This is a genomic window from Bacillus sp. SA1-12, assembly GCF_000981385.1.
In the GTDB taxonomy this organism is placed as follows: domain Bacteria; phylum Bacillota; class Bacilli; order Bacillales; family Bacillaceae; genus Metabacillus.
The window spans coordinates 109737-136342 of record NZ_LATZ01000005.1; the positions used below are offsets into that span (position 1 = coordinate 109737).

The window sequence follows — 26606 nt, forward strand, 5'->3', positions numbered from 1 at the left end:
ACTACAAAATATTCAGCTAATTCTATTAACCTAACAGCCTTCGACAAATTTCGGTGCTCCCCCCAAAATTATGTAAACATTTATCCTCCTTTCTTCCTATACAAAATTACCTTTCCTTAAAAGTGAATTAATATTCATTTGCTATTGTTAAAATTGGAGCTTCCTAGTCTAGTAACTGAGATTCTATTTATCTTTTACTTATTTAACAGGAGAGGAGAAAGAGAAAAAATGAGAAAGTGGTTAGTTGGTTTACTTGCCTTTATGCTAGCGGTTCCATTGAGCGTACAGGCTGAGGATGAGGCATCCTCTGTTGCACAGGCACGGTCAACATCATCAGACAAAACAGAACCGGTCACCTTTGTTGGACCGGCGGGAAAAACGATTGTTTCGAATGAAACAACGACACCGGTTGGCCCGGGGATTGAGCTTTCAAGTTTTGAGCGGTTTGATGCGCGCGGCTGGTTAAATGGGGAAATGATGACAATTGAATTGCAAAATGAAAACGTTTCGTTGGATTTGCTCCATCCTGGCTCGATCGCGTCAGCAGTGCCGCTGTCTGAGATGGCCAAGGATGCAGGCGCAATTGCCGGGGTGAATGGTGACTTTTTTGATATTAACAACACAAAGGCACCGCTTGGCGGAGCGATTCAAAAAGGACAACTGCTAAAAGGTCCAGAGGTATCACATACGTTAACCGCTGGAGTTGACAAAAGTGGAATTGGCCGGATTGCCAGTCTCCTCCTGGAAGGCACGGTTACTCTTCCAAATGGAAACCAAGCACTTGCAGCTTTAAATCAGTATGGTCTCCCTAAGGATGGGATTGGTTTATACACATCGGTATGGGGAACGAAACAAAGAACCGCAAGCGCAACATATGAAGTCGTGGTTCAAGATGGAAAGGTGCTTTCTGTATCGAATCAGCCTGGCAGCGGGACGATTTCGGAAAATAGCTTTGTATTAGTCGGCAGAGAAAAAGGTGCTGAGGCGTTAAAGGGCTTATCAGTTGGTGACAGCGTAAGTGTAGACTATGCCCCTAAGATGGATGGCAACAGCATTTTGAACTTTGCAGTCGGCGGGAATATCAAACTGATGGAAAATGGCGAGATTCCAGCAAACTTAGATGATACGACAGCTGCCCCTCGAACAGCGGTTGGCTTTTCTGAGGACGGTAAGAAGATGTTATTAGTCGTTGTGGATGGACGGCAAATTAATAGCCGCGGAATGACCTATAAAGAGCTGGCAGAGCTGATGAAGGAATACGGCGCCTATAATGTGCTGAATTTAGATGGCGGAGGCTCTACAACCATGGTGGCTCGTCAGCTGGGTTCTAAAATGGCGGAGGTTGTCAATCAACCATCTGACGGTTCTGAGCGTTCAGTGCCAAATGGAATTGGCATTTTTGCGAAACGAGGCAGCAGTAATCTGAAGGGCTTTAAGGTAGAAGCAGCTTCTAATTTAGAAAACAGTGCCCGCGTCTTTCCAGGGTTATCAAGGACCTTCAATGGTGCTGGGTATAATGAAAATTACGCACTGGTTGCAACCGGCAACATCACTTGGCAGGCTTTGCCGGCTGATGTAGGTTCCTTTAAAACTAACAACATCTTTGTGGCAAAAAAATCAGGTTCTGCAGTCGTAGAAGCTCAAACAAAATCGATGAAAGGAACAATGGACATTACTGTCCTAGGCGAGTTAGCCAAAATTAAGACAGATCCTGCCCGTCTAAGCTTAGAAATGGGGCAAAAACAGAACTTCTCCATTATCGGCTATGACAAAGACGGCTATACAGCACCGATTGAACCACGTGATGTTCAGCTTGACTATGATGAAACGGTGGTAGATATTACCGAAAACAATTATGGCAGCTTTACCGCTAATCCAAAGGCAGAAGGCGAATCAGCGCTAATTACTGTGACGGTTCAAGGGCATAAAACCTATCTTCCTATTACAATAGGCCTTTCTACAAAGCTGGCTGACGACTTTGATGATCCAGATGATTGGTCGTATACCACCTATCCTTCTCCTGTAAAAGCTTCATTGGAATCTGTTGCCGGCAGAACTGGACAAGGCCTGCAGCTGACATATGATTTCTCGACAACAACAGCAACGCGGGCTGCGTATATCCAAGCAGATCCAATGCTTGAGCTGTCTGGCGATGTGCAAAAAATCGGTTTATGGGTATATGGCGATGGAAAAGGAGCATGGCTGCACGCTGTGATCCGAGATGCGGCTAACACAAGCTATACGTTATCATTGGCAAGCCAGATCAACTGGACAGGATGGAAATACGTGGAGGCCTCTGTTCCAGCGGGAATACGCTATCCAGCTAAGCTGTGGCGGATTTATCCGGTTGAAACGGACAGAAATAAGCAATATACAGGAAAAATCATTATTGATGATTTAACGGTAAAAGTACCACCAACTCTTGAGGTACCCGAAAAATCAGAATCTCCAGATCCATTGATCATTCAAAACGGAGAAATAAATAAAAATCATTGGACATTTGCTGTATTAGCAGACAGCCAGTTTGCAGCAGCATCGCCGAATAGCCAACAGGTACAAATGGCACGCGAATCGCTTAGCCAAATTGTCAAAGCAAATCCTGACTTCCTCGTGATCAATGGAGACCTCGTTGACACAGCTTGGAAGGAAGATTTTGAGCTAGCTAAAAAGATTTTAGCGGAAGAGGTTGGCGACAAGCTGCCAATCTATTATATTCCGGGCAACCATGAGATCATGGGCTCAGGCTCGCTGGACAATTTCATCAATGTGTTTGAAGAAAATCGCTTTACTTTTGACCATAAAGGAACACGATTTATTATGCTCGACACATCGACAGGAAGCTTGCGCACAAGTGATTTTGATCAATTAATCGAGTTAAAAAAATCTCTTGATGAAGCAGCTAAAGACCCAAATATCAATAATGTCGTCGTGGTCGGCCACCATCCGACACGTGACCCGCTTCCAACGAAAAACAGCCAGCTCAGTGACCAAAAAGAGGCAGATTTACTTGAACAATGGCTCACGGCCTTCCGTAAAACATCGGATGGAAAAGGTGCTGTTTATCTTAGCGGACACGCCCACACTGTCAACGTTGAACGCGTCGAAGGTGTACCATATATGGTCGTCGGGCCTGCAGGAAAAACGCCATACGGCCCTGCTGATGATGGCGGCTTTTACTCCTGGACCATGTTTGGGGTAGACCCTACAGCTGGAAAAGAAACATCCTTTGGTCCTGAAAATGCCACAGCCCGTAGCGCAGCAGCTAACCACAGCTGGATTGAGGCTGAGGTGAGACCGTTGCTGGAGGATATTACGATAGAAGCGCCAGAAACCGTAAATACAGGAGAAACAGTATACATCACGTCCTCTGGGCATCAGGCTGGAAACCTGACCATTCCGCTACGTTATCCTGCGACAGTAAAGTGGAGCGGCAATGAGAATGTGTTTGTTGGTTCTGATCAAAAGCAGCTCGAACAGGCGGAGGCTTCTGGGAAGTTTGTTGCTCTGTTTGATCCAATTACAGGAGAGCTGAAAGCGATTGGTCAGGGGAGTATTACGTTGAAGGTTGAAGCTAATGGGACTGCGGCTGAGAAAACCATCACAATCCAATAAAGGAAAAGAACACGCTTGGAAAACCAGGCGTGTTCTTTATTTTCTTAGGAGGATTTTTACCCTCTCTGCTTTCTTTTATTAGATTGCTTTGAGTGCCTTTCAATCATAGGCACCTGCTAATAGATAAGATAAAATCCACTTTAGATAGTGTGTGCCAAGAGATCCTTAAATGCGAACAGCAACTGGCTTTCCATTCTCAACTAAAAACGATGCAGGAATTGTGTTGCCCACTTCCGTCACTCCCAGTTCTCGTATGGTTATAGAAACATATCAATCAATGAAGATCTCATCAAAAGTCGTACATTATGAAATCGTAATGGTTTTCTCCGCTTTCACACCATTTGACTCCACAACTAAAGTAATTTCTCCCTTTTGAATTCCAGTAAGTGTTCCTGTTGCCAAATCAAATACAGCATGATACTTGTTCGATTCTTTCGCTTTTGCTAACGCCTCTCCTGTTCCGATAAAGACATGTTCACTTCCGCTCCAATTGACGCTTGCAGGATATTGCAGCGGGAAGTTTAAGTTTCCTGCTTGGTGCCCTATTCCTTTTACTTCAATGGTTTGACCGATTGAAACGGATGACTGCGCATCAATCGTCACGCCTTCAAGAAGAGGATTGACTTTTGCCCGTATCCATTCGGTATCATGAATTGGACTCTGTTCACTCGATTTTTCCGGGCCATTTGCTTTTGACGGAATTGCTGTTGGATCGATGCCGAACATTGTCCAAGCGTAGAAGCCGCCATCATCAGCAGATCCATATGGCGCCTTTCCAGCAGGACCAACAACCATGTAAGGAACACCATCTACTCGATCAACATTGACAGTATGGGCATGTCCAGATAGATAAATGACGCCTTTTCCGCCAGATTCTTCGCGGAATTCTGTCAACCATGTTTCGATTAATTCTGCTTCTTTGCGATCACTTAACTGACTGTTTTGTATTGATAGCGGATCTCTTGTTGGATGGTGACCGAAGATAACGACATTTTTGATTGCAGGATCATTGGCTGCTTTTTCTAATGTTTTTTTCAATTCGACTAATTGATCAAAATCTGAGGTACGAAAGCTTCCTGTTGAAGAATCGAGAAGTGCAAATTGCGTCCCTTTATGGGTAAAGAAGTACTTGTTTTCCTTAAAGGTATTCATAAAATTGTCTAAGTTTCCTGTGCCCATGATTTCATGGTTGCCAGGTACATAATAGATTGGGAACTTGCCGCCAACTTCCTCTTCCAGTATTTGTTTTGCCAGTTCAAAATCGGCTGGGTAGGCTGTATCAACTAAATCGCCGCCAACAAGTAAAAATTCAGGATCATTTTTGACGATCTCCCTTAAGCTTTCTCGTGCAAGCTTCACTTGCTGGCTGTTTGGTGAGCTTGCGACAAACTGGCTGTCAGACATGACGGCAAACTTCCAGCGATCGCTTCCGATGTCCTCATTTTGCATGACAAGCGGATCTGCTTTTTCAGGTACAACAGGAACTTCAACGGTTGGGCTGACTTTTACAGTCAAATCATCGTAAACGAGTTCATCTGTGTACTGCTTTGCTTTATTTGTCTCAATGGCACCAATCGTTCGTAATTCAAGAGGATATGTAACACCTTGTGGTACAGGGATCTCAACCTTTTTCCATCCCATCCAGGTTACATAAGGACCATATAAGTAATGAGTGCTTCCATCTGCACCACGTACGGTAAATGACATCCATTCCCCTTTGCCATTTCCCTTAACCCATACACCGATTGATTGCGGCTGTCCCGGCAGGATGATCGGTTGAACAGGATGGATATTGGCCGTTCGGGTTCCTGTTGACTGCGTAAAGTCAAATGTTACTTTGATTCCGTTGTTTGTTCTTCCAGCTGCCGTCTCAATCGTTCCAGAACCGCGAGCAGAGGAAAAACGCCATTCAGACAAGGCTTCCATTTCAGAAACCGTCTCTGTTTTTAATCCAACTGTGACAGGAAGATAGGCTTTTTTATCGTTAACGGTTACTGTGATCAAGGTTGATCCTTCATCTGTCTTTGCCATGACCGTAAACGTACCGTCTGCATTCTTTTGTACATCAATAACGGAAGAATCAAAGTCTAAGCTTACATCCTGAGGCTCTATTGGTGCCGTGTAGCCATTTTTGTCATATCCATTAACATGAAAGATATCTGTTGCTCCTGCTGCTAACCCAAGTTTGGGCACATTTGGTTTGATTTGTTCGAGCCCAGCTAAAACGGTAATTGGAGCGGTTCCTTTTTTATTTTCCACCTGTCCCTCGATCTTTGCTGTTCCAGGTTTTTCAGCTCGAAACACTCCATCTTTTTCAAACCTTCCTACATCCCCAGGGAGTGTCCCCCAGCTTATGTCTCCAACCTGAACGTGATCATAGGCATTGTCGTACCCCGCAGCCGTATAGTTTCTTGTTAATCCAGGGAATACACGATCAGAATGCTCTAGTTTTGACTGAGTTGTTACGTTAAAACCTGAAAGAATGCCGTTTCCTTTTTCAGTAAAGATGCCAATTCCATTTGGAACCGCACGTTCTGTCCCATCTGATGGATTATTTTTTATGTTCGCTTGATTTCCGCCAGCTGCACGCGCAACCATTGTCGATGATCCGCCGCCATCTAGATTAAGAGAATGAAAGGACCCGAATTCTTTCATGAGTTCTCCCATTTCGAAAAGTGTCATGCCGCGGCTGCTCGCTTGTCTGCCATCGACAACAACTAAATACATTTCTTTCCCATCAGCAGAAAAACCAACAGCTGTCCGAGGTGCTGTAACAGAATCATCAACCGGCTGTACCTTTCCCTCTTTTACAAGAACAGGATTTCCCCCGATGGCAAATTGAAATGGTTGTCCGTTTTGAACTTTAGGAGAATACTTGATGGTAACCTCATCTCCTACTTTCAACTGCTGCAAGATGGTGGCACCTGCTTCACGTCCGATCAGGATAAATGCGTTTTCAGAGATCGCGTGATTTGAAATGCTTGATCCCATTTCTACCACTTTCCCATTCTCTACTTTGACTTCCTGCACAGTTCCACTTCCATTCGCAACACCGCTTCTTGAAGCTGCTCCCCAAAGCGATGTATAAACCCCAATACCATTAGCAGGGATCGTGCTTTGATTTAAGGAAGAAAGTGAATGATTACGATTATGAAAGGTTACGCTTCCTTCTAATAGAATTGCTGCAAGCTGCCCAATGCCTTCTGCCGTAATACCCGCCGCCTGCTCTCTTCCAGGCTGGGCACCCTTCACAAGCTTTCCGCTTTCAATTTCGGCGCCTAGAGGAGCATTGGTGTTATTAATATCGAAAAAATCACCATTAACTCCAGCAATCGCACCTTTACGATTGGCTGATTTAGATATTCCTTCTGCCTTTGACACTACTCCTGGATGCAAGAGGTCGGCTGAGACAGATGGATTGCTTAAATCGACCTTCAACATTTCTCCGTTAATCCAGCCCCGGGCATCAAATCGTTCAAAGGTTGAAAACTCAACACCGGCACCGATCTGTTCGGTATGCCCTTTCGTAACAAGGGTCCTGCCCCTCTCACCTTCTAGAACTGTCTGAGGCTCATCCTTTTTCGAGGATTGAGCCGGACGCTCATCAAGGATTGAGGATGGGGCAAGTTTTGTCTGTGCTGATTCTGCTAAAGCAGGTGTCACAGAGCCAAATGCTAAAAATAAACTAAAAGACCAAATCAATAAACTTCTGAAATTCATTTACAACACTCCTCCTTTTATACTAAAAATGATTGTTCACTATTAAACTAGCAGTCATTTTTTAAGGGATTGTGTAATTTCATTGCTGTTTTTGTAAATAAATAGTAAAACAAACAAAATAAGGAATTAGACCTATTACGCTATGTAAGGAGAAAAGACATTTTAAACGTTTCTATCCCTATTAAAATAGGCTTTTTAACATAATAGTGCTATTGGACTTAAGTAACTTAAAAAAACGAAAAAAGATATAAAATGAGTCTTAAATCATCTCTGACCTTTTCTCATTCAGACTGCCACCGTTCGGCCCTTCTTGCTATCGGACTTTTCCATGATCATTGAAGAGAGGTTTGGCCTTGAGAGCCTTTCTATCGGACTTTTCTGTGATCAACGAAGAAAGTCTTGGCCTTGAGAGCCTTTCTATCGGACTCTTCCATCTTCTATGAAGAGGAGTTTGGCCTTGAATCTATAAGGCAAAATGAAATAAATCAGATAAAAATCAAAAAAGAGGCTGACAGCCTCTTTTATCGCTAAACAGAACGTATCTACTTAACTCTTACTTCACTTTTAATTAAGTTTGGCGGTGTTTCCCCCTGCAGGCCGGCAACTAAATTGGCTGCTCCCAGCATGGCCATTTTTAAACGAGTTTCATAGGTAGCTGATCCAATATGCGGCAACGTCACCACATTTCTCATAGAAAGCAATTGGTTTTCTGGTTGAACCGGTTCTTGAACATAGACATCCAATCCGGCAGCAAGAATTTGACCAGTTTCCAGGGCATGGATGAGGGCTTCCTCATCGACGGTTTTCCCTCTTGAGCCATTTATAAAAATGGCTGTTTCTTTCATTAACTCAAACTCTCTTTTTCCCATCATTTTTTCAGTCGAAGGTGTTAACGGTGTCATTAAGCAGACGAAATCTGATTGTGTTAAAAGTTCCTCCAGCGAACAGTAAATGGCGTTATAATCTTGTTCTGCTTTTTCATTCCTGGAACGATTATGATACAGAATTTGCATGTCAAACCCTAAATGGGCTCTTTTAGCAAGCGCTGTTCCGATTCCCCCCATACCAATAATGCCTAATACTTTATGGTGGACATCTACCCCAAACCATTCTTCCCCTAAATTCGACTTCCACTGGCCTTCCTTAACCCAATGGTCCAATTCCGGCATCCTTCTTGCAGCAGATAAAAGTAAGCCGAATATCGTGTCTGCCACTGTATCATTCAATACGTCAGGAGTATTGGTAGCCTGGATTCCCCTTTCTGTCAGTTCTGCAAGATCAAGATTATCGTAGCCGACAGAGGTGTTACACACCATTTTTAGATGAGGAGCTTGATCTAATAACTTTTTATCCACTTTTAATCCCGAACCTAAAATTCCTTGTGCATCCTTCAACTCTTGAAGAAATTTGGGATAGGTTTCTGAATCTAGTTTCTCAAAGTAAACAACGTCACAGGTATGTTGAATCAAATCTAATACCCTCTTATCCTTTTTCTTATAGACAATTACCTTTGGTTTCATTATTTATTCATCTCTCCCTTATCTTGTACAAACCGCTAATTAGAAAAAGCTGATTGCTAATTGTACGGCGGACCATATGGCTAAACCAGATGATAGAAATAGACACGCATTTTCAAACCAATTGTTTCTATATTCACCCATCAAACTCTTTTTGTTGGATAGAATGAGCATCCCTATGGCAATGACTGGGAATCCTACAACATTTAATGCATTCACCACAATTGTTAGTGTAATAAACCCGGGCATACCAGGAATTGACCAAATAATAGGAGTGACCAGTACAAAAATCATGACCCATTTTGACATCGGATCTTTGTTATATTGACCATCATATTTATCACGTCGCTTTTTATTAATGACATAATAAGCATCTGTGACTAACCTCGGATAACCAGTTGACTTTCCTACGATACTTGCAAACAAGACCGCAAATACACCTAAATAAAAAATTAGCCAGCCTGTTTGACCTAATGCTAGTTGAAGGGCTTGGCCCAAATCAGTAATGTTTTCCACATGTATATTATTTGGCTTCAATATTTCCGCCCCTACAATCCAAATAGCCAGGTTAATCACAATACAAACAGCAATCGCAAATAACAAATCATTTCGTTGTACTTTTAAATGACTATGATTAACCCATCCTTTTTCTTTCATGAAGTACGGATGAACAAAGTTAGAGATAGAGCCTGCGACTGCACCTATAATTGAAACCGCCACCAAAAGTGCTCCGTGGACACCTGTATCACTTGGAATACTAAAGCCAATGGTTCCTTTGACGATTTGCCCTGCATCTGGTGTTGATTGAATGGCTAAAACAAGGAAAGCAATGGTCATGATTGCCAGGATAATCTTCATCACATTTTCGATTGTATTATAAATATTTCTGCCAATTAATAATAATACTAATCCAACTACTATAAGTGAACCTAGAAAAGGTGAATTGATATTTAGCAAAATTGATAATACTTCTCCTGCTCCCTTAATCATGTAGGAATTAAACAGATGTCCCATGATTAAGGCATAGCCAAAAAGAAAATAGCCAAAAAAAGGATGAAGTCGTCCATATCCTTCAAGCAACGTCAAACCTTCAGTATTACATAGTTGAAAACGAGCAATTACATTTACAATCAGATAACGAAGTAATAAGGATAGAGCAAGTATCCACATTAAACTATAGCCGTAATCCGCTCCTGCTACCGATGAGGTTACTAAATCCCCTGCACCAAGCCATGTTAAAACAGCGAGAATGCCCGGGCCATACGTTTTTTTAAACTTCGTAAACAAATTACTTTTCTTTTCACTAATCTCAGGAACCGTTACAGTAGATTCAGCAAGGTTTGATTCGTTTTTCATAGGCCTTCCTCCATTCAACTAGAATGTATTCGCTTTCATTTTTAATCTGAACAAAAGACAGTGAGTCTTAAGATACATGCCAATCTTAATGGCTGTTCAAGAGCTTTTAAATGAGTCTCCAAGTATATAGGTTATTTGATAATCACTGGGGGTTGGTGTAAGCCCTTGTTTTGATGGTTGAGATTCTGAAACAACATGATGGAAGGACCTCTTTACAGTCCGACAAAGAAGAAAAAAGTAATTAGTTTGACTAAGACATAGTGGATTCTTTCGTGTTTAAATTTACGTTCCCGTCTATTCTTTATTTATTTGAATGGCAACCTCCTTTTTCTTATTTTTCGAATATTATTACTTTTGTATTGTAAGACAAATAAAATTGTTAGTCAATATTAATTAAGAATTTTTAAAAATATTTTAAGCGTTTCCATCCCTGTTAATTTAGCAGTTTTATTACTTAATAGTCCTATTGACTTAAGGAACTTATAAACTTAGAATTTTATACAAGTATATGAAGATCAAAAAACGAAAAAGGGTGTAAAAATGAGTCTTAATCATCTCTCATCTCAAAATAGAATGACACTAGGAAAGGCTGCCTATACGAAAATCCGGGAGGAAATTATCAATCTAAAATTTAAGCCGGGACAAATGCTGTCAGAAAGTGAACTGGCTACAACTCTAGGAGTAAGCCGCACACCTATTCGTGAAGCTTTTCTTAGGCTGCTCCATGAAGGACTGCTTGACATTCTTCCACAGCGCGGGGCACGTGTTGCTTATATATCATTAAAGAAAGTTGAAGAAACCAAGTTTGTCAGAGAGAGCTTGGAAATAAGTGCGTTCAAAGCAATAGCGAGAGACTGGAACCCTGATGACTTACGTTATAAAGAAATACATGAAAAAGCGATTCAAATGATTGAAGAGCAACAAAAGGCTGCTCTGAATGAAGATCATGTTCTATTCATGCAGTTAGATGAGGCCTTCCATCAAACGTTTTTAGATCTTTTAGAAAATCAAACATTAATTTCGACTGTTTCCCAAATGAGGGGTCATTTGTACCGTATGAGATACTTAGAGTTAGAGACACCGAACCATATGTCAAATGTGATGAAGCAGCATCAAGATATACTTCAAGCCATTTCCTCCAAAGATGAAGCAAAAACAGAGAAATTATTAAGACACCATTTTAATCCTAATAAAGAAGAATTTCCAAAAGTGATAGAAATGTATCCAGAGTATTTCAAATAAATTTTCATGTAAAAAAGCCTATTTCACAAGGAGTGAAAAAGGCTTTTTTGTTATCCTTAATTGTTATCCTGCTCTCTGTCAGCTTAGTCATTAAGAAGTACACTGTGTTTATGGCACTTTCTAGATTAAAACGGTTTAAACAAACAGGTGAAAGTAGACCTACAAGCACAGGGCACCGTAGAGCTGCCTTAACATTTTCATACGCGGGATGAAAGACCCAATCGCTTGATATCGTGCTAGGGTTTGGTCTTTAAACATGGCGTGAAAGACCAATTGCTAGATTTCACGATCGATTTTGGCCTTGATACACAGCATGAAAGACCAATCACTAGATTTCACGATCAGTATGGGCCTTGATACACAGCATGAAAGACAAATCGCTAGATTTCACAATCAATTGTGGCTTTCTACACCGCATGAAAGACCAATCACCGGATATCACGCACACTTTAACCTTCATACGTGCTTAAAGGACAAATCCCACTTTTTAATAAGTTAATACCACCTTCGTAACAGTGTTTGGGTGGTTCTTAGCGGTTAAAATCGCTTCTTCAATTTGGTCAAACGGCATGACAGTGCTAATAAAACGCTCCGCTATATCTTTGTTGTTCTCTAAGAAGTTCAGTACTTGATGATACTTGTTAACACTGTGCTTCGTTCCATGTAATTCAATATCTTTTTTCGTTAATAATAAGCCGGGTAATGTTATATCCTTTCCTGTTAATCCAACAATGACGATTCTCCCTCCGGCACTGACAAGGAGCACGGTTTGTTCAATGGTTATTGGAATCCCTGCAGACTCGATCACAATATTAGAGCCTTCCCCATTTGTCATTTCGTCAATCGTTTGAATCACATCTGATTCTCTTGAGTTAATCACGATGTCAGCGCCATAATCTTTCGCCCTGGCTAATCGTTCCGGCACAACATCTACAGCATACACTGTGACATCAAACTGTCTTTTGATTTGGGCTAAAATGTTTAAGCCGATCGGACCCATGCCTAAGATTGTGACGGTTTGCCCACCCTCAATTTTAGCCCGATCAATCGCTTGAGCACCAATTGTAAAGGGCTCACATAAGGCGCCTACTTCATAGCTCATGTTATCCGGCATTACATGAACATGGTTTTCCGGCAGGGCAAGATAATCGGCAAAGCCTCCTTTTTTGACAGAGCCGATCATCCTTAAGTTAACGCATACATTTGTTTTTCCAATTCGGCATGGATAACATTCGCCACATGGTACAGCAGGTTCAATCACAACCCGCTCTCCTACTCTCCGCTCTTTGACTTCAGGCCCTATTTCCTCTATGATCCCTGATAACTCATGGCCAAAGATTTGCGGATAGTTGGCATATGGATTGGATCCATCATAAAAATGAACATCACTGCCACAAATCCCTGCTGCTTTTATGCGAACGAGGACGTCGTTTGCTCCCAATTCCGGCTTTGCCACTTCTTGAAATTCAATTGTGAAAGGTTTTGTCATTACAGCTGCTTTCATGGTTAAACATCCTTCCTGATCTTTCACACTGCTCATACAGTGCTCCGGCTGTTTGTCACGGCCTGCGCCATTTCGTTTTGTTTCCCTCTTTCAAATGCATCCCATAATCCCCATAGGTACATGATGCCAAGCGCCCGATCATACAACCCATAGCCTGGACGGCATTCTTCGTTCCAAATATGTCTTCCGTGGTCTGGTCTGGCGTAACCTGTGAACCCATTTTGATGATATGCCTCCACAATACCGGTTATATCGACAGAACCATCCTGAGTACGGTGAGAGGTCTCAATAAAATCACCATTTTCATAGATTCGGACATTGCGAATATGAGCAAAAGGAATGCGGTCTGCAAATTCATTGATCATGTCGACAATATTGTTATCAGTGTTTGCACCTAATGATCCGCTGCATAACGTAAGACCATTATACGGGCTGTCAACAAGCGTTAATAATCTCCGCAAATTCTCTTGGCATGTCATAATCCGCGGCAATCCAAATACTGACCATGGCGGATCATCAGGGTGAATAGCCATTTTAATATCGTGTATTTCTGCAACTGGAATAATTTGTTCAAGGAAATATTTCAGGTTATTCCACAAGTCTTCTTCTGTCACATCTTTATAGGCATCAAATAATGCTGGTAAGTTCTTTAATCTCTCCGGCTCCCAGCCTGGCATCGTTAAATCACTGCCGGCAATTTTTTCAACTAGTTCATACGGATCCATCTGATCCACCTTGTTTTTTTCATAAAACAGCGCTGTTGAACCATCCTCTAAAGGTCTGAACAGGTCTGTCCGAGTCCAATCAAAAACCGGCATAAAGTTATAACAAATGACCTTTACACCAACCTTTGCCAGGTTTTCAATCGTTTTCTTATAGTTTTCAATATATAGATCACGACTAGGCAGCCCCAGCTTGATGTCTTCATGAACATTGACGCTTTCTACCACATCAATGTGAAACCCGTGTTTGTCAGCTTGTTTCTTTACTTCTTGAATCCGTTCAAGAGGCCATACTTCTCCTGCCGGGAGATCATGCAGGGCCCATACAATTCCTTCTGTGCCCGGTATTTGTTTTACTTGCTCCAATGATACAGTGTCATTGTTTTCTCCATACCATCTAAAGACCATTTTCATAATACATACTCCTCCTCTGTTTTTCCTACACAATCAATCTTATATACTAGTATACCAGTAAAACGATGCTATTTAAGCTGTTCATTTGATAAACGGCTATTTCATGAAACCGCTTAAGTAAAATGGAACAACCCTTTGAATGCTAAAGCATCTTTAAATCACTTTCTCTTTTATCGTATCTGTCTTGTTTAATTGAATTGGTCTAACAAATCTTATGACAGACAATGAGGCAAAAACAGCCAAGCCTCCTGCTAATAAAAACGCAATTGTATAGGTACCCGTTACCTCTACTAGATATCCTGTTAATGTCGGCCCAATGATTCCAGCTGTATTAGCTAAGAAGTGCATAAACCCTCCGACAGATCCAACATTATTTTGGTCAACGACATCCTGGACAATCGCCCAATAAATCGAACCAGTCAAATATAAGAAGAACACAGATAAAGCAACTAACGTAACAGCCGACACGGTGGTGGAAACTATTCCTGCAAGCCCGATACAAACTGCGGATAAAAACAGACAGGTAACCAGCACCACTTTACGAGCAAATAAAGCTTTGCCTACTTTTCGATAAACATTATCTGATACAATTCCGCCTAATGCGAGTCCAACAAAGCCCAATACCCAAGGAATTACTGTAACAACACTCATTTCCTTAATACTTAAGCCGCGGGCATCGGTTAGATAGCTTGGAAACCACGTTAAGAAGAAAAACAGAATATAGTTATAGGCGAAGAAAGCAAAAGCGGTAAACAGCACCGTTTTTTGTTTTAAATAAAAGGTCAGCGGGATTTTTTCTCCGCTTGCCGCTTTATCTGCCAGCTTGTCAGTCGCTTTTGTATGTTTGCTTTCCTCAGCAGGCTTATCTTTAATGAATAACCACCAGCCGATGGCCCATACTAATCCAATGACCATAATGATAACGAAAGAGACCTTCCACCCATAATTCAAGGCAATAATCCCAACGATTGGTCCGGCAATTGCTCCTCCTAACGGTGTTCCGCTATTAGCCAGTCCGATCGCACTTGCCCGTTTATCGGCTGGGAACCAGTTATTCACCATTTTATTAATGGTTGCTGATAATGGACCTTCACCCATTCCAAAAAGGACGCGAATAATGATCATACTGACAAAGCTGAATGCCAATGCTACAGCACCGCTGAACAAGGACCAAACGATCATCGCAACAAATAGCGTCAGCTTTGCCCCATATCGGTCTGATGCAACTCCTCCGACAAAATTAAAAATGGCATATCCTACAGAGAAGCTGCTAAAAATAATCCCTAATTGTGTAGGTGTTAAATGTAAATCCTCCGTAATAAAAGGTGCGGCAATCGAGAGAGCTGATCGGTCTAGATAGTTCACAACCCCAGCCAAGAAAAGAAAAAGTAATACAGACGTTCTTCCTTTTGAAAACATATCTTTACCTCCTCGAATCATTTGCTTTTTCACATAATTGAAACCGTTTACTTTTAATAATAAAAAAATTTACCCCTGTGAATGTTTTCACCTCTCCATGAAATGTAAGCCTCTTCATTTCTATGTAGTTTAAAAGTGCTTACACACATATTACCACACTTCCACACTAGTATACTAGTGTTTTAGTCAAAATTTTTTCCTATTATTGAAATGGAGGAGCTGAACCAATGTCTGTTTGGTGTGATGACAGGGGTTCAGCTTTTTTATTGAACCACTTCTTATTAAGCAACTGCACCATTTAAAACGCTTTCAATAAAGGTTAACGTTCGATCAATAATGATCTGCTGATCATAATCAAGGGTGGCAACATGATAACTATTAATTAATTCTACCAGCTGCTTGCTTGGAGAAGAGATGTTCTGGTAGATATCATGAGAATTCGTCGGCGGCACAACATGATCCTCCGATGAAACAAAGATTAAAGCAGGACATGTGACAGCAGGAAGCTTTTCTTTTACACCCTCCATTAGCTGTCCAATTTCCCTCAAGGATTGAACAGGAGTTTTTTCATAAGCTAATTCCGTTATCTCCTTATTTTTAAGGTCAGATCCGATCGCATCCAAAAATCTGGCTTCTGTTTGCTCAAGTTCCGCAAAATCCGGAATGTCGATCGCTGCATTGATTGGAATAATCCCTTTAATCTCCGGGTGATGTTCAGCAAGATACAACGTCAGCGTTCCACCCATGGAAAGTCCTGTGACAAAGATCGTCTCACAGCGCTCCTTTAACCACTGTAACCCCTCTTCCACAGAAGCAATCCAATCGTGATAGGTTGTTGTTTCCATCTCTTCATAATGTGTCCCATGCCCCTTAAGTCTTGGTCCGCAAACCGTATAGCCTGCCTTTGCATAAGCCTCTCCAAGCGGACGCATGCTTTGAGTGGAGCCTGTGAAGCCATGCGAAAGCAAGATCCCGACTTTATTCCCTTCAAAATAAAAAGGCTCTGCCCCTTCTAATATTGGATATGTTCCTGGCATCCTCATCCCTCCAATCAAGTTTTAAACCCTTCACTTATTGGATTCGCTAGTTTGTCGAAAATACCTGCTTTTGGGGGGAAAATGATAAAGGCTGTAAAAACAAAGGAGAAAACATATTCATTCTGCATAATATGTTTTCTCCTTTTCTTACCATTTAAACATATTAGTAAGACTGTTCATAAATATTTGCAGAATCGTACCCTTGGTATCTGCATTTTTTTCCTGATCGGCAGCCACTTTATCTTTCCCTTTTTCTTCATTCTTTTTATTAACGACTAAATATTCCTCCTGATCCTGTAAGGAGTTTGTCCCAGCAATGATGGTATAGGTTCCATTTGGTACTAGTTGTTTATCATTAGGTATCCCAATTGAAGTTGAGAATGTACCTTCCTTTACAGGCAATACATCGAGATAAAAAACAGTTTGATTTGGACTTACTATTTTAATGGTTACATTGTCAATACCGCTTGCTGTTCCTGAAACCTTTATTTCATCCCCATGTTGAACTTTATCTGCATTTACATCTACCGTCATTTCTACAGCAAATGCATTCGATGGAAGCAACGCAATGATGATGATCATGGTTAGAACATTTAGTAGATATGTTTTCACAATTTTACCCTCACCTTTCATCATGATTGGGAAGTCCGTTTTGAAATCCTCCGATAAAACGGAGCTTAAAGATTACACCGTCCTAAGATGTAAGGAAACTTTTTGCTATTTACCAAGTAGTGCAGAGGGCGATGAGTCTCCTCAGCGTAAACGCCTGCATAAGTCTCATCTGTCCCGCTGCTCTAAACAGGAGTCTTGCAACCATCTCCTATCAACCTTAAACCAGTTTCCTCAAAGAACTTATTAAAAAACAAGAATCTTTTAGTATAGCGCCTTATTTTAGTTCCAATGGTTTCGTTAACCATAATGAATCATTGACGTTGCCATTAAATTGATCCACAAGATACACTTTTACTTTGTAGTGTTTTCCGCTGACATTGAATAGTTGTGAAACTTGGAAGTTTCCATTTTGGATTGGTACAGCATTCGTTAGGAATGGTTTATTCCCTTCTAATAATTGAAAAACAACGACAGCAGATCCTTTATAGTTTCCAGTTAATGAACCGGTCATATCCACTTTCAGGTTCCCCTCCCAATTGATCTTCCCATCCAACTCGTAGACATTCCAAAGCTTGTTGTACGTATAGGCTTTATTTGAAATAAGCACGTTTCCTGCCGGGCGATTCTCACTCTCGTCTGCCTTCACTCTTACCTGAACGTCTCCTTTAGCGTATTGTTCAGCTCCTACAGTCTGCGGATTTGCGGTTACCGGAAGCCAGTTTTCTCCGGCATCTGTACTGTATTCATAGTCCGATGCTTTTGTAAATCCTGGAACAAACGTCCATCCGAATGTATTTGCTTTATCATTTACAACAGGCTTTGTAGGAGCATCAGGAACTTTCAGCTTTTGCACTCCTTCAAGACTTAATTCGAATGCAGTATCCGAACTGGTTCCATTAATTTGATGAACCTCTGCAGTCAAGACATTTTTCCCTTCAACGAGATATTTTGGATCAATATAAAATGTTAGTCGATCCCTTTCTGCTCCAACAGTTTCAGCAGCATAGGTCTCATAGTTGATTTCTCCATCAGGCATGTTGCTGCGAATAATTTCATGGCCATTTAAATAAACGACTGCTCCATCATCTCGAATTAGGCTTGCCATTAGACCCACTATCTCTTTTGCATCTGTGACTTCAAATTCCTTACGGAAGTATGCGGCTGGATATTTATTGTTTGCATCCGGTCCATAGCTTACCGTTGTATTTACACCATCGCCGCCGTAACCTAGCATCGCTTTTCCTGAATTCCATTCATTATCATCAAATTCCAGGCTTGTCCAATCTTTTCCAGGATGCGCCCCTTTATCGAAGTACTTCCATGCAGATTGTTCCGTAATAAGCTCTTTGTGATCGACCAGTTTTTCAACCTCTTCTGTGAAATCCGTTACTGGCGGAGCTTTACTTGGATCAGCACCCCACTCTTTGTTCGGAGTTGAGCCCATTTGAAGTTCAAGTTTACCGCCTTTCATTATATCTTCATAGCTAATCCATGCTTGATCGAAGGTTTCTTTATTCAGATTCGCCTCTTGTATATAGCGATTTTCACTTGATACATCATTAGCCTTAATCGTAAACGACTTGCCATTATCAAGATGCAGTGTCATTTCAGAGAAGATAGGCGAGCCGATTGTGTAGTAAGGGTCTCCTGGATTTCCTGGGAATAATCCCATTGCACTAAACACGAACCACGAAGACATTCCGCCGGCATCATCATCCATTGAAGGCAAATACCCTTCCGGATCCGCGCGGTATACACGTGATGTAATTGGGTAAGCATATAATCCATGGTTATGATATTTTTGTGTAACTACTTCTGTTGTGTATTCTCTTGCATATTTTTGGGTTAAATAAGGCTTGCCGAGATAATTAAACAAAAACGGTGCTTGAATATCCGGTTCGTTTATCGCCATATATTCATCAATTTCAAAGAAATACTCTAAGTCATTTGCTAATTCTTCAGAGCTTCCGCGGAGATTGGCCAGACCTTTGATATCATGCGGAACAAACCATCGGTAATGCCACAGGTTTCCTTGGTAAGCAAATTCATTGATGTTTGAAACACTTGCCACTCGTTTTCCTTCAGGTGTAAAAAATCCGCGCTCATTTTGTTGGTCGTCCCGCTGTGTCGGATTCCAGAGATGCTGATAAGACAAAGCCATTTCCCGGTATTTCTCATAGGTTGCCTTGTCTCCAATGAGAGAGGCCAGCTTCATCGGGTAATAGGCACTGTATGCTTTCTCCAGTTTTCCTGAAACCCCTGTATCAGCATAATGATTTGTATCAATCGCCATTCCTTGAAGCGCGGTAAACGCATCAAAATCATCAAATCCTTTTGTATAAGCATCGAGGATGACGGCGCCGTTAAATTCATTCCTTACAGTTGGACTCGGCCAGTACCCTTGTCCCCACTGAACATATGAACCTCTTGTCTTATAGATATCGACCATGGATTTAACCATATTTTCATAGTTCTTAGGTGTTAGAATTGAAAACAATGAATATTTTCTAAAATCATCCCATGTCGCCCAACCTGAGTAATACTCAAAATCATCACCAAGTTCAGAGGCCTTGCGGATTGTATTTTCATCCCTCGCTGCCCGGAACTCCCCATTAGAACTTGTTACATTATTTGGGAGAAGGTAGGCGTGATACAGCTGAGTATAGAATATAGTCTTGTTTTCCTCATTGTCATCGGTGATTTCCACTTTGCCGAGCAGCTCGCTCCAAAGGTTTCTCGCCTTCTTTTGCTGCTTTGCAAAATTCCAATCCGCAACATCATGATCACGTTCGAATTTTGCCTGTTGGACGCTAATCGTAGAGAGACCGACCTTCGCTTGAATCACTTTATTGTCTTTCGTATTAAAATTAACCCATACCCCGGTGTTTGGGCCGGTGCGTTCAGCTTCAGTGCTTACCTCGTCCCCTTTCCAAGAGGAATAAGAGTCAAAGTCATGATCAAACTGAATGGAATAATACATCTTGTAATATCCATGTCCGCATACATTTTTCGCTTGAAACATCCCTGAGATTTCGTTGTTGTTCTCTACCTTCAGATTTGCATCGATCATGCCTGCATAGGAGTTAGAAAGATCAACGAGTATAGATCCATCCTGTTCAGATGCTGGGAATGTGTAACGATGGAAGCCAACATTATCAGATGCTGTCAGTTCAGCTTGAATGCCTGATGCAAGATTCACAGAATAGTAGCCAGGAGATGCTTTCTCGCTTTTTTTATCGTATTTCTGCTTATATTCGTTGCTTTTATTCGTAAAAGAACCTGTTTGAGGCATGATTAAAACATTTCCGCCAGCACCGCTGCATCCCGCACCGCTGAAGCGAAGATGTGAGAACCCCTTCAAATGTTTATCCTGATAGTAGTAGCCGCTAAAGGCTCCTCCGTCAGAATCGGGTCCCAATGCAACGAGACCAAACGGCGTTTTCGGCCCTGGATTTGTTTGGCCATTGTCGCCTAATGTGTTGATGAACGGATCCACATAATCCACCGGTTCTTTATTAACCTCTGGATATGCAGGTGTTTGATCCACCTCTGTTCCATACAATTCAAACTCGTAAATCCGTGCGATCGAATCTTGAGTTGACGCTTTATCAAGATACAACCTAACATAACGAGCTGTGAACACAGGGACATATCTGTCAACAATCGTTTGGATATTATCTGTTACGACATCGATATCTTCCCAGGTCTTTCCGTCCTTACTCATCTGCAGACGAAATGAGTGGGTGTTCCAGAACGGACAATTTTTTGATTCCCCAATACATGCATTTTGTACAATCCATTGGTTAATGTTATATTCTTTACCTAAGTCCAATTCTAACCATCGTTTAGTAGCACCGGAATTGTCGCACCATTTCGTTTCCGTGCTGCCATCGACTGCAAAAGCTGGTTTTTCCCTTTCATTACATTGACCGCTGGCTGTTGCCTTTGCATTCAAAGCCACATTTGTCGTCTTTGTATCCTGCGAAGGAGCGTTAGTCATCGCCGAAACGAAATTTAACGGTATGGGCCCAAACGTTGTCAACAGAATGAGTACGATCAACATCATGGATAAAAGCTTTTTTCCCATGGATATACTGCCTCCCAATCTGGTTAATGATGAATTTATTGTTCTAATCCTTTACTTAAGCACGAGTGGTTCTGCCAAATGGATCGGAATATCAAGATCATTATTGAAGGTATTAAACACAAATACTTTCACCTTGTATTCAGATCCTTTTACATGAAAATACTGGGTGATATCCATTGTATTTTGATGAATAGGAACCGCATTCATCATCATTGGAGTGTTGCCCTTAAACAATTCGAATACGACATAAGCAGCATCACTATAAGCAGCTTGCCTAGCAACCTTCACATTCACCGCTAACTGTTTGCCTCTAGTTAAGGTGCCCTCTACAGAAAATGTTTCGTGAAGATTGTTTTCAGTAAATGCCTTATTCGATTTTAATGGTACACCCGCAGGGATGACTTCATCGGCCTTAACGCGAACTTGTACGTCGCCAACTGGGAAGTTGCCATTCTCGATCGGCTGCGGATTTGCCGTTACCGATTCCCATGTTTCTCCGCCATTGATACTATATTCATAGTTTGCAGGTTCTTCGTATCCAGGGACATTTTCCCATCCAAATGTATTCAACCCGTCATCAACCGACGGATTCGTTGGGGCAATTGGTTTAATAGATTCTGTGTTAACCATACGAGGAGCTGAATTATCACGCTCATCTACCGATTTCACTACAAATTCATAGGTTTGATTGGCGCTGACATTCTTTACCGTATACTGATAGGTTTTCTTATCTGCTTCAACAGGAACATAGACACTCCAGTTTGTTCCTAAACGTCCATTTTTCTCAATAATCCGGAACCCTCTGGTAAGATCTTTATCCTCATTTTCTTGTGGTTTACTCCAAGAAAGAACGATATGGCCGTTTCCATCTTTACCTGCCGTTAATTCTTCCACCGGCTCAGGTTTGCTGTCATCTCTGATAATTGTATAAGTGTCAAACGCCTTTTCTTCTCCTATTCTGTAAGAATCAATCGTTAAGCTGTTTTCAGTAATCTGGATCCCAGAATAAATCGGCTTTCGCGGCTGTTCAAACGCCGCTGCGAAGTATTTATTGACACTATTATTAATATCGTAATACTTGTTACCCGCAGAGTTATTGATCATATATAATGTTCCGTCCGGATTGATGACATTCCCCTCTTCATCTGTCGTGATATTGGTTACCGGTCTGTCTCCATACATTTGATATGATCTCATGAAGGCGTGGTCATGACCTTGCAAAACGACATCAATTCCTAGCTCATCAAAAACAGGGTACAGCATGTCTCTCAATTCCATAATGTCTTGGTCCTTTGCATGTCCAGCAACTGAATAGATCGCTTTATGGAAGCCGACAATCTTCCACTTCTTATCGGTTTCTGCTACTTCCCTCTTTAACCATTCAATTTGCTGCTTAAAGGATTCCCTTTGACGATCATCCCATCCCATATCCATCGTATTGAGGATCATGACATGTGCATCTCCGTAATCATACGAATACACACTTCCAGGTGGTAAAGGATCTTCAATCGAATCATTTGGATAGTGGAAATGATGATAGTAGTTATCATTATAAGGTCCTTCATGGTTCCCTACCGCTGTCATCAACGGAAGATTCATTAACATTTTTTGAGGCTGTCCAAAGTAATCCAGCCACTGACTTTCGAGTGCTCCAGCATCGACCATATCTCCGGTCATAACCAGGAACTTAGCATTTGGAAATTTCCCAAGACCTTGCTGCAGTGTGTTTGCCCAAGTGGCATAGTCTTGTGTACTAGCACCTTGAGAATCTGTCATATAGAGAAACTCATACTCTTTTTCATTTTCTCCTTCGGTCGGAAAGGTCCCAACATCACTCCAGTTGTCTTCACTTCCTACTCGATATTTATACTCAGTTCCTGGGGTAAGTCCAGAGGCGAGTACTTTATGACTAATGAAGGAGCCATTCGTTTCATTCGTAACCTTTAAATCTAAGGTTTGAGAATTCCCCTCAAAACGTTTCACTTCATTTGAGTTGAAATCTTGATCAGCAGGTACAATTTCTACGATGCTGTCTTTTATTGTCTCAGGTGCCCTTGCTGGTACTTCATAGCTTGTATACCAGGCAAACGCCCGATTCGTTTTTGGACTTCCAAAAAAGGACATCGCAATCGCAATTGGTGAATAGTCAACGAATTCCGACTGATTTGTTAATGTATAGCTAAAGCTTTCAATCGCAACACCATCTTCGCCTTGAAGAGTACTTTTCCCATCATATGTAGCCTTAACATCCTCTGTCGGTCCAATCTTTTGATCTAGCTTTATAAGCAGAACTGTAGAGTCATCAGGATCTACCTCAACCGACTTAATGGAAGGTGTACCATTTCCTGTTTCTACCTTTAAGTGCTCTGTCAGATCTGCTGGAAGAGCACCAAATGTTCTTGGGAATGTTAGCTCAACTTGATCTCCTTCAGCCGTAAGGGTTCCTTTGACTGGTCCGCTATAATCTGAAGGAAGGGTAAAGGCTGTTTCTGGAACAATCTCTTTTTCCACGCTTGGACTCGACCAGCGCAGGTAAAGATTCGAACCACCAAAATCCTCAAAGTATTCAACTTTGAAATCGTATTTCTTTCCTGCCTCTAGAGAAACTGGAGAGCTTGTTTGCTCTTTATCCCAATCATTCACCCAATGATCAATAACCAATTTGCCGTCTATCCATAAACGGAAGCCGTTATCACCAATCATGTAGAACGTATAGTCTTCCGAATGCTCGGCTTCAATTTGTCCCGTCCAGACGATGTTGGCGTCATCTGATCGTCCAACACGCTCCTGTAAGATTAGATCTAAATTACTAAAGTTGATATTGGGGTCAATAACAGTTGTTTTTAAATCCACAGAATCAAAATGACCATCACCTGTATTCGTGTAATACTCTGCTTTTAACCCCTTTGGAAGCCCTACTGAAGAAAGGTTTCCCCCACTTTCGTTTTGGATATTTTCATTCGTTATCTGTTGCGCAAAGCCGGTATAATAGACATTACCTACTAGCATAAGGACGATAAGAACGAAAGATATTGTTATTCTTATCCTTTTCGTTATCAATGGATTACCCTCCCTGTAAGTATTACGATACAAAAATAAGTCCCGCCTAATCTTTCTGAACCACCATACATGACATTCATTAAATAAACGATTGTTTACATCCACCGATGATAACCTTTACATTTCTCCCTCCTAATCTACTTATTTTTCAAACGAGTTCAGTTTAATCAATCTATATGAGATGTTTATATGATCCCAGTAAATTTTCCGTAAAAAAATGGTTTAATTTGTGTAAATATGTAAAATATGCTATATATTTGGCTGATTTTGATGAAATAAATTAGTGAAAAAAATGAAAAGTTAAGGAGGAGCTGATCTTTGTCGTCTTGGAAGGGACTTCATTGGTCAGTTTTTTTCTGCATAGAATTAACAAGTTGCAGCAAATCTTACATCTGTATAAATGGACAAAAACTACAATAGCATCATCTACTTCTCTAAATTTATAGAGATAAGCTCATTATCTCTAACAAATAACAACGTTATCCCCCCATTTCCCCCTCCCTTATGCCGCTTAAGGAAATTTTCTCATAGAAACAAAGCTTGCTATTCTCAAGGTACCGCGGAATAAAGGAAGAATGCATTCTTCACAAGGATTCTTACATGATTGAAGAGGCGAAATTTGAGGAACTGCTTGAACAATATAAACCAATGATCTATTACATTATAAGAAAACTAGCGATCTATAAAAATGAACAGGAATTCTATCAAATCGGGTGTATTGCCTTATGGGAGGCTGCGCAACGCTTTAATAAAGAAAAAGGAGAGTTTCGGTCATATGTTTATTCCTTTATCAGCGGCCGGATGAAAACTGCCCTCTCGAAGGAATGGAATAAATGGAATAATGAATGCCAGTTTGGGAACGACGGATACCTTGAAGTCGACACAGGGGAATGCGATTATACCCCATTGTTGACAAGCTCCGTTTTTGACAGCATTGCCACCCTACTGACCGAAAATCAAAGCAAATGGTTAAAAGCATACTGTCTTTATGAAAAATTACCAGCTGACATTGCAAAAGAGGAAGGGGTATCCGTTCATGCCGTTAAAGCTTGGCGCAGGGATACGATTGCTAAGTTGAAGAAGTATTCGGTTGAGGAGCTTTTGGGAAATAGGTAATTGGGACCTAACAAACGCATGAACAAACAGAAATGGAGTGCTATCAACAGCCACTCCATTTCCCACCAATTAATCCAATTTTCACTTTTGGTGTTTAACACCATCGTTCGTTCTTACAGGTGCACATGTTTCGCGATGCATGATCACACCTGACAATAAAATTTTTTCCGTCGGAGAATCCTTGCTTTTTTGCCGTCTTATCAACATCGCAACCGCCCGTTTACCAAGTTCTTCTTTCGCTACATTTACGGTCGTTAAATTCGGGGCCGTTTGGTAGGACTCCTTAATATTATCAAACCCGGTAACCGAGATTTGCTCAGGTACTTTCATACCCAGTTCCTTTAAGGCGGAGATGGTACTTAACGCAATCGAATCGTTAGCACAGACAAAGGCTGTCGGTAATTGATCCACTTGTTTTCCTTGTATCCACTCTTTTATATGCTGCTTAATATCCGCATTACCGGAAAATTTTAATGTTGTCAACGGATCAGGATAAGAATTCACGATACCGTTTGATTCTAATACACTCCTAAATCCCAGCCAGCGGTCAAAAAAACTTCGAGAATACTCAATATCCCCTACAAAGCGTAAGTTTTTATGGCCAAGGCCGATTAGATAATTTGTCAGCATGGCACTACCATCAAAATTATTATTAAAAACGGTATCTGCTGGAATGAGAGGCTCTTCATGATCCACCAAGACAATTGGGATGTTTAACTGATGAACCTCTAATAGAAGCGAAGTTGATACAACACCCACTCCTATGACTCCAAGTAATACGTTTGGGTTCATAATGGTTGCTATGCTTTTGACCGTATTTTCTGTAATAATCACTAAGCCAAATCCATTACGCTCTAACTCCTCTGAGATTCCATCAACAATTCTGCCCCAATAGGAGGATTCTTTGGTTTGGTGACGGATATTAGGCATTAAGACTAATACGGTCTCTTTTTGACCCTCTATTTCTGAAGATGTTTCCTTCTCTGGGCTATCAAAATTAACACTCATATTTTTTTGAGCGAAATAACCTAATTGTGATGCTGCTTGAAACACTTTCTCCTTGGTTGAATGGCTGACTCCACTCTTACCTGAAAGTGCTCTTGAAACGACAAATTTTGATACCCCCAAGTAATCTGCAATTTGCTGCATTGATACTTTACGTGCCATCCTGCCACCTCCAACCAAGGA

The 26606-nt window shown here is 41.3% G+C and carries 14 protein-coding genes; 3 read left to right on the forward strand and 11 right to left on the reverse strand.

What is annotated here, in order from left to right; translation table 11 throughout:
- The first annotated feature begins 228 nt into the window (after positions 1–228).
- Positions 229–3612 carry a phosphodiester glycosidase family protein gene (locus WQ54_RS05070; RefSeq protein WP_046512992.1) on the forward strand — a complete coding sequence of 1128 codons (3384 nt, stop codon included), beginning with the start codon at positions 229–231 and terminating at the stop codon, positions 3610–3612.
- A 303-nt stretch (positions 3613–3915) separates the two neighbouring features.
- Here the strand turns inward: WQ54_RS05070 and WQ54_RS05075 are convergent, their stop codons facing one another.
- The 3 genes from WQ54_RS05075 to WQ54_RS05085 form a co-directional block, all read right to left on the reverse strand.
- Positions 3916–7332 carry a phosphodiester glycosidase family protein gene (locus WQ54_RS05075; protein WP_052737670.1) on the reverse strand — a complete coding sequence of 1139 codons (3417 nt, stop codon included), beginning with the start codon at positions 7330–7332 and terminating at the stop codon, positions 3916–3918.
- Between the two features lie 542 nt (positions 7333–7874).
- Positions 7875–8852 (reverse strand): D-glycerate dehydrogenase, encoded by a 978-nt coding sequence (locus WQ54_RS05080; protein WP_046512995.1) that lies wholly within the window; start codon positions 8850–8852, stop codon positions 7875–7877.
- Between the two features lie 39 nt (positions 8853–8891).
- The gene (locus tag WQ54_RS05085) at positions 8892–10205 is read right to left on the reverse strand and encodes an Nramp family divalent metal transporter (protein ID WP_084821835.1); all 1314 of its coding nucleotides are present in this window, start codon (positions 10203–10205) and stop codon (positions 8892–8894) included.
- A gap of 540 nt (positions 10206–10745) precedes the next feature.
- Here WQ54_RS05085 and WQ54_RS05090 point away from each other — a divergent pair.
- Positions 10746–11447: a GntR family transcriptional regulator gene (locus tag WQ54_RS05090; protein ID WP_046512996.1), complete on the forward strand. Its 702-nt coding sequence runs from the start codon at positions 10746–10748 to the stop codon at positions 11445–11447.
- Positions 11448–11934: 487 nt separating this feature from the next.
- Here WQ54_RS05090 and WQ54_RS05095 read toward each other — a convergent pair whose 3' ends face one another.
- The 7 genes from WQ54_RS05095 to WQ54_RS05125 form a co-directional block, all read right to left on the reverse strand.
- A complete protein-coding gene (locus WQ54_RS05095) occupies positions 11935–12987 on the reverse strand; it encodes a zinc-binding alcohol dehydrogenase family protein (protein WP_231597453.1) in 1053 nt (350 codons plus the stop codon).
- Entirely contained in the window at positions 12984–14087 is a 1104-nt protein-coding gene (uxuA, locus tag WQ54_RS05100; RefSeq protein WP_046512999.1) for a mannonate dehydratase, read from the reverse strand. Before uxuA ends, WQ54_RS05095 begins: the two co-directional genes overlap by 4 nt.
- A gap of 153 nt (positions 14088–14240) precedes the next feature.
- Positions 14241–15506, reverse strand: a complete 1266-nt coding sequence (locus WQ54_RS05105; protein ID WP_046513002.1) for an MFS transporter — start codon at positions 15504–15506, stop codon at positions 14241–14243.
- A 281-nt stretch (positions 15507–15787) separates the two neighbouring features.
- Complete coding sequence (locus tag WQ54_RS05110) at positions 15788–16543, reverse strand: carboxylesterase (protein ID WP_046513005.1); 756 nt, start codon at positions 16541–16543, stop codon at positions 15788–15790.
- Positions 16544–16690: 147 nt separating this feature from the next.
- Positions 16691–17155 (reverse strand): hypothetical protein, encoded by a 465-nt coding sequence (locus WQ54_RS05115; RefSeq protein WP_156177720.1) that lies wholly within the window; start codon positions 17153–17155, stop codon positions 16691–16693.
- Between the two features lie 274 nt (positions 17156–17429).
- The gene (locus WQ54_RS05120) at positions 17430–21242 is read right to left on the reverse strand and encodes a glycoside hydrolase domain-containing protein (protein WP_046513242.1); all 3813 of its coding nucleotides are present in this window, start codon (positions 21240–21242) and stop codon (positions 17430–17432) included.
- A gap of 51 nt (positions 21243–21293) precedes the next feature.
- Positions 21294–24302 (reverse strand): PA14 domain-containing protein, encoded by a 3009-nt coding sequence (locus WQ54_RS05125; protein WP_052737671.1) that lies wholly within the window; start codon positions 24300–24302, stop codon positions 21294–21296.
- A gap of 600 nt (positions 24303–24902) precedes the next feature.
- Here WQ54_RS05125 and WQ54_RS05130 point away from each other — a divergent pair.
- On the forward strand, positions 24903–25418 hold the full coding sequence (locus tag WQ54_RS05130) for a sigma-70 family RNA polymerase sigma factor (protein ID WP_046513010.1): 516 nt from the start codon (positions 24903–24905) through the stop codon (positions 25416–25418).
- 81 nt (positions 25419–25499) lie between these two features.
- On the opposite strand, the gene WQ54_RS05135 is transcribed toward WQ54_RS05130, so the two are convergent.
- A complete protein-coding gene (locus WQ54_RS05135; protein WP_046513013.1) occupies positions 25500–26585 on the reverse strand; it encodes a LacI family DNA-binding transcriptional regulator in 1086 nt (361 codons plus the stop codon).
- Between the last annotated feature and the right edge of the window lie 21 nt (positions 26586–26606).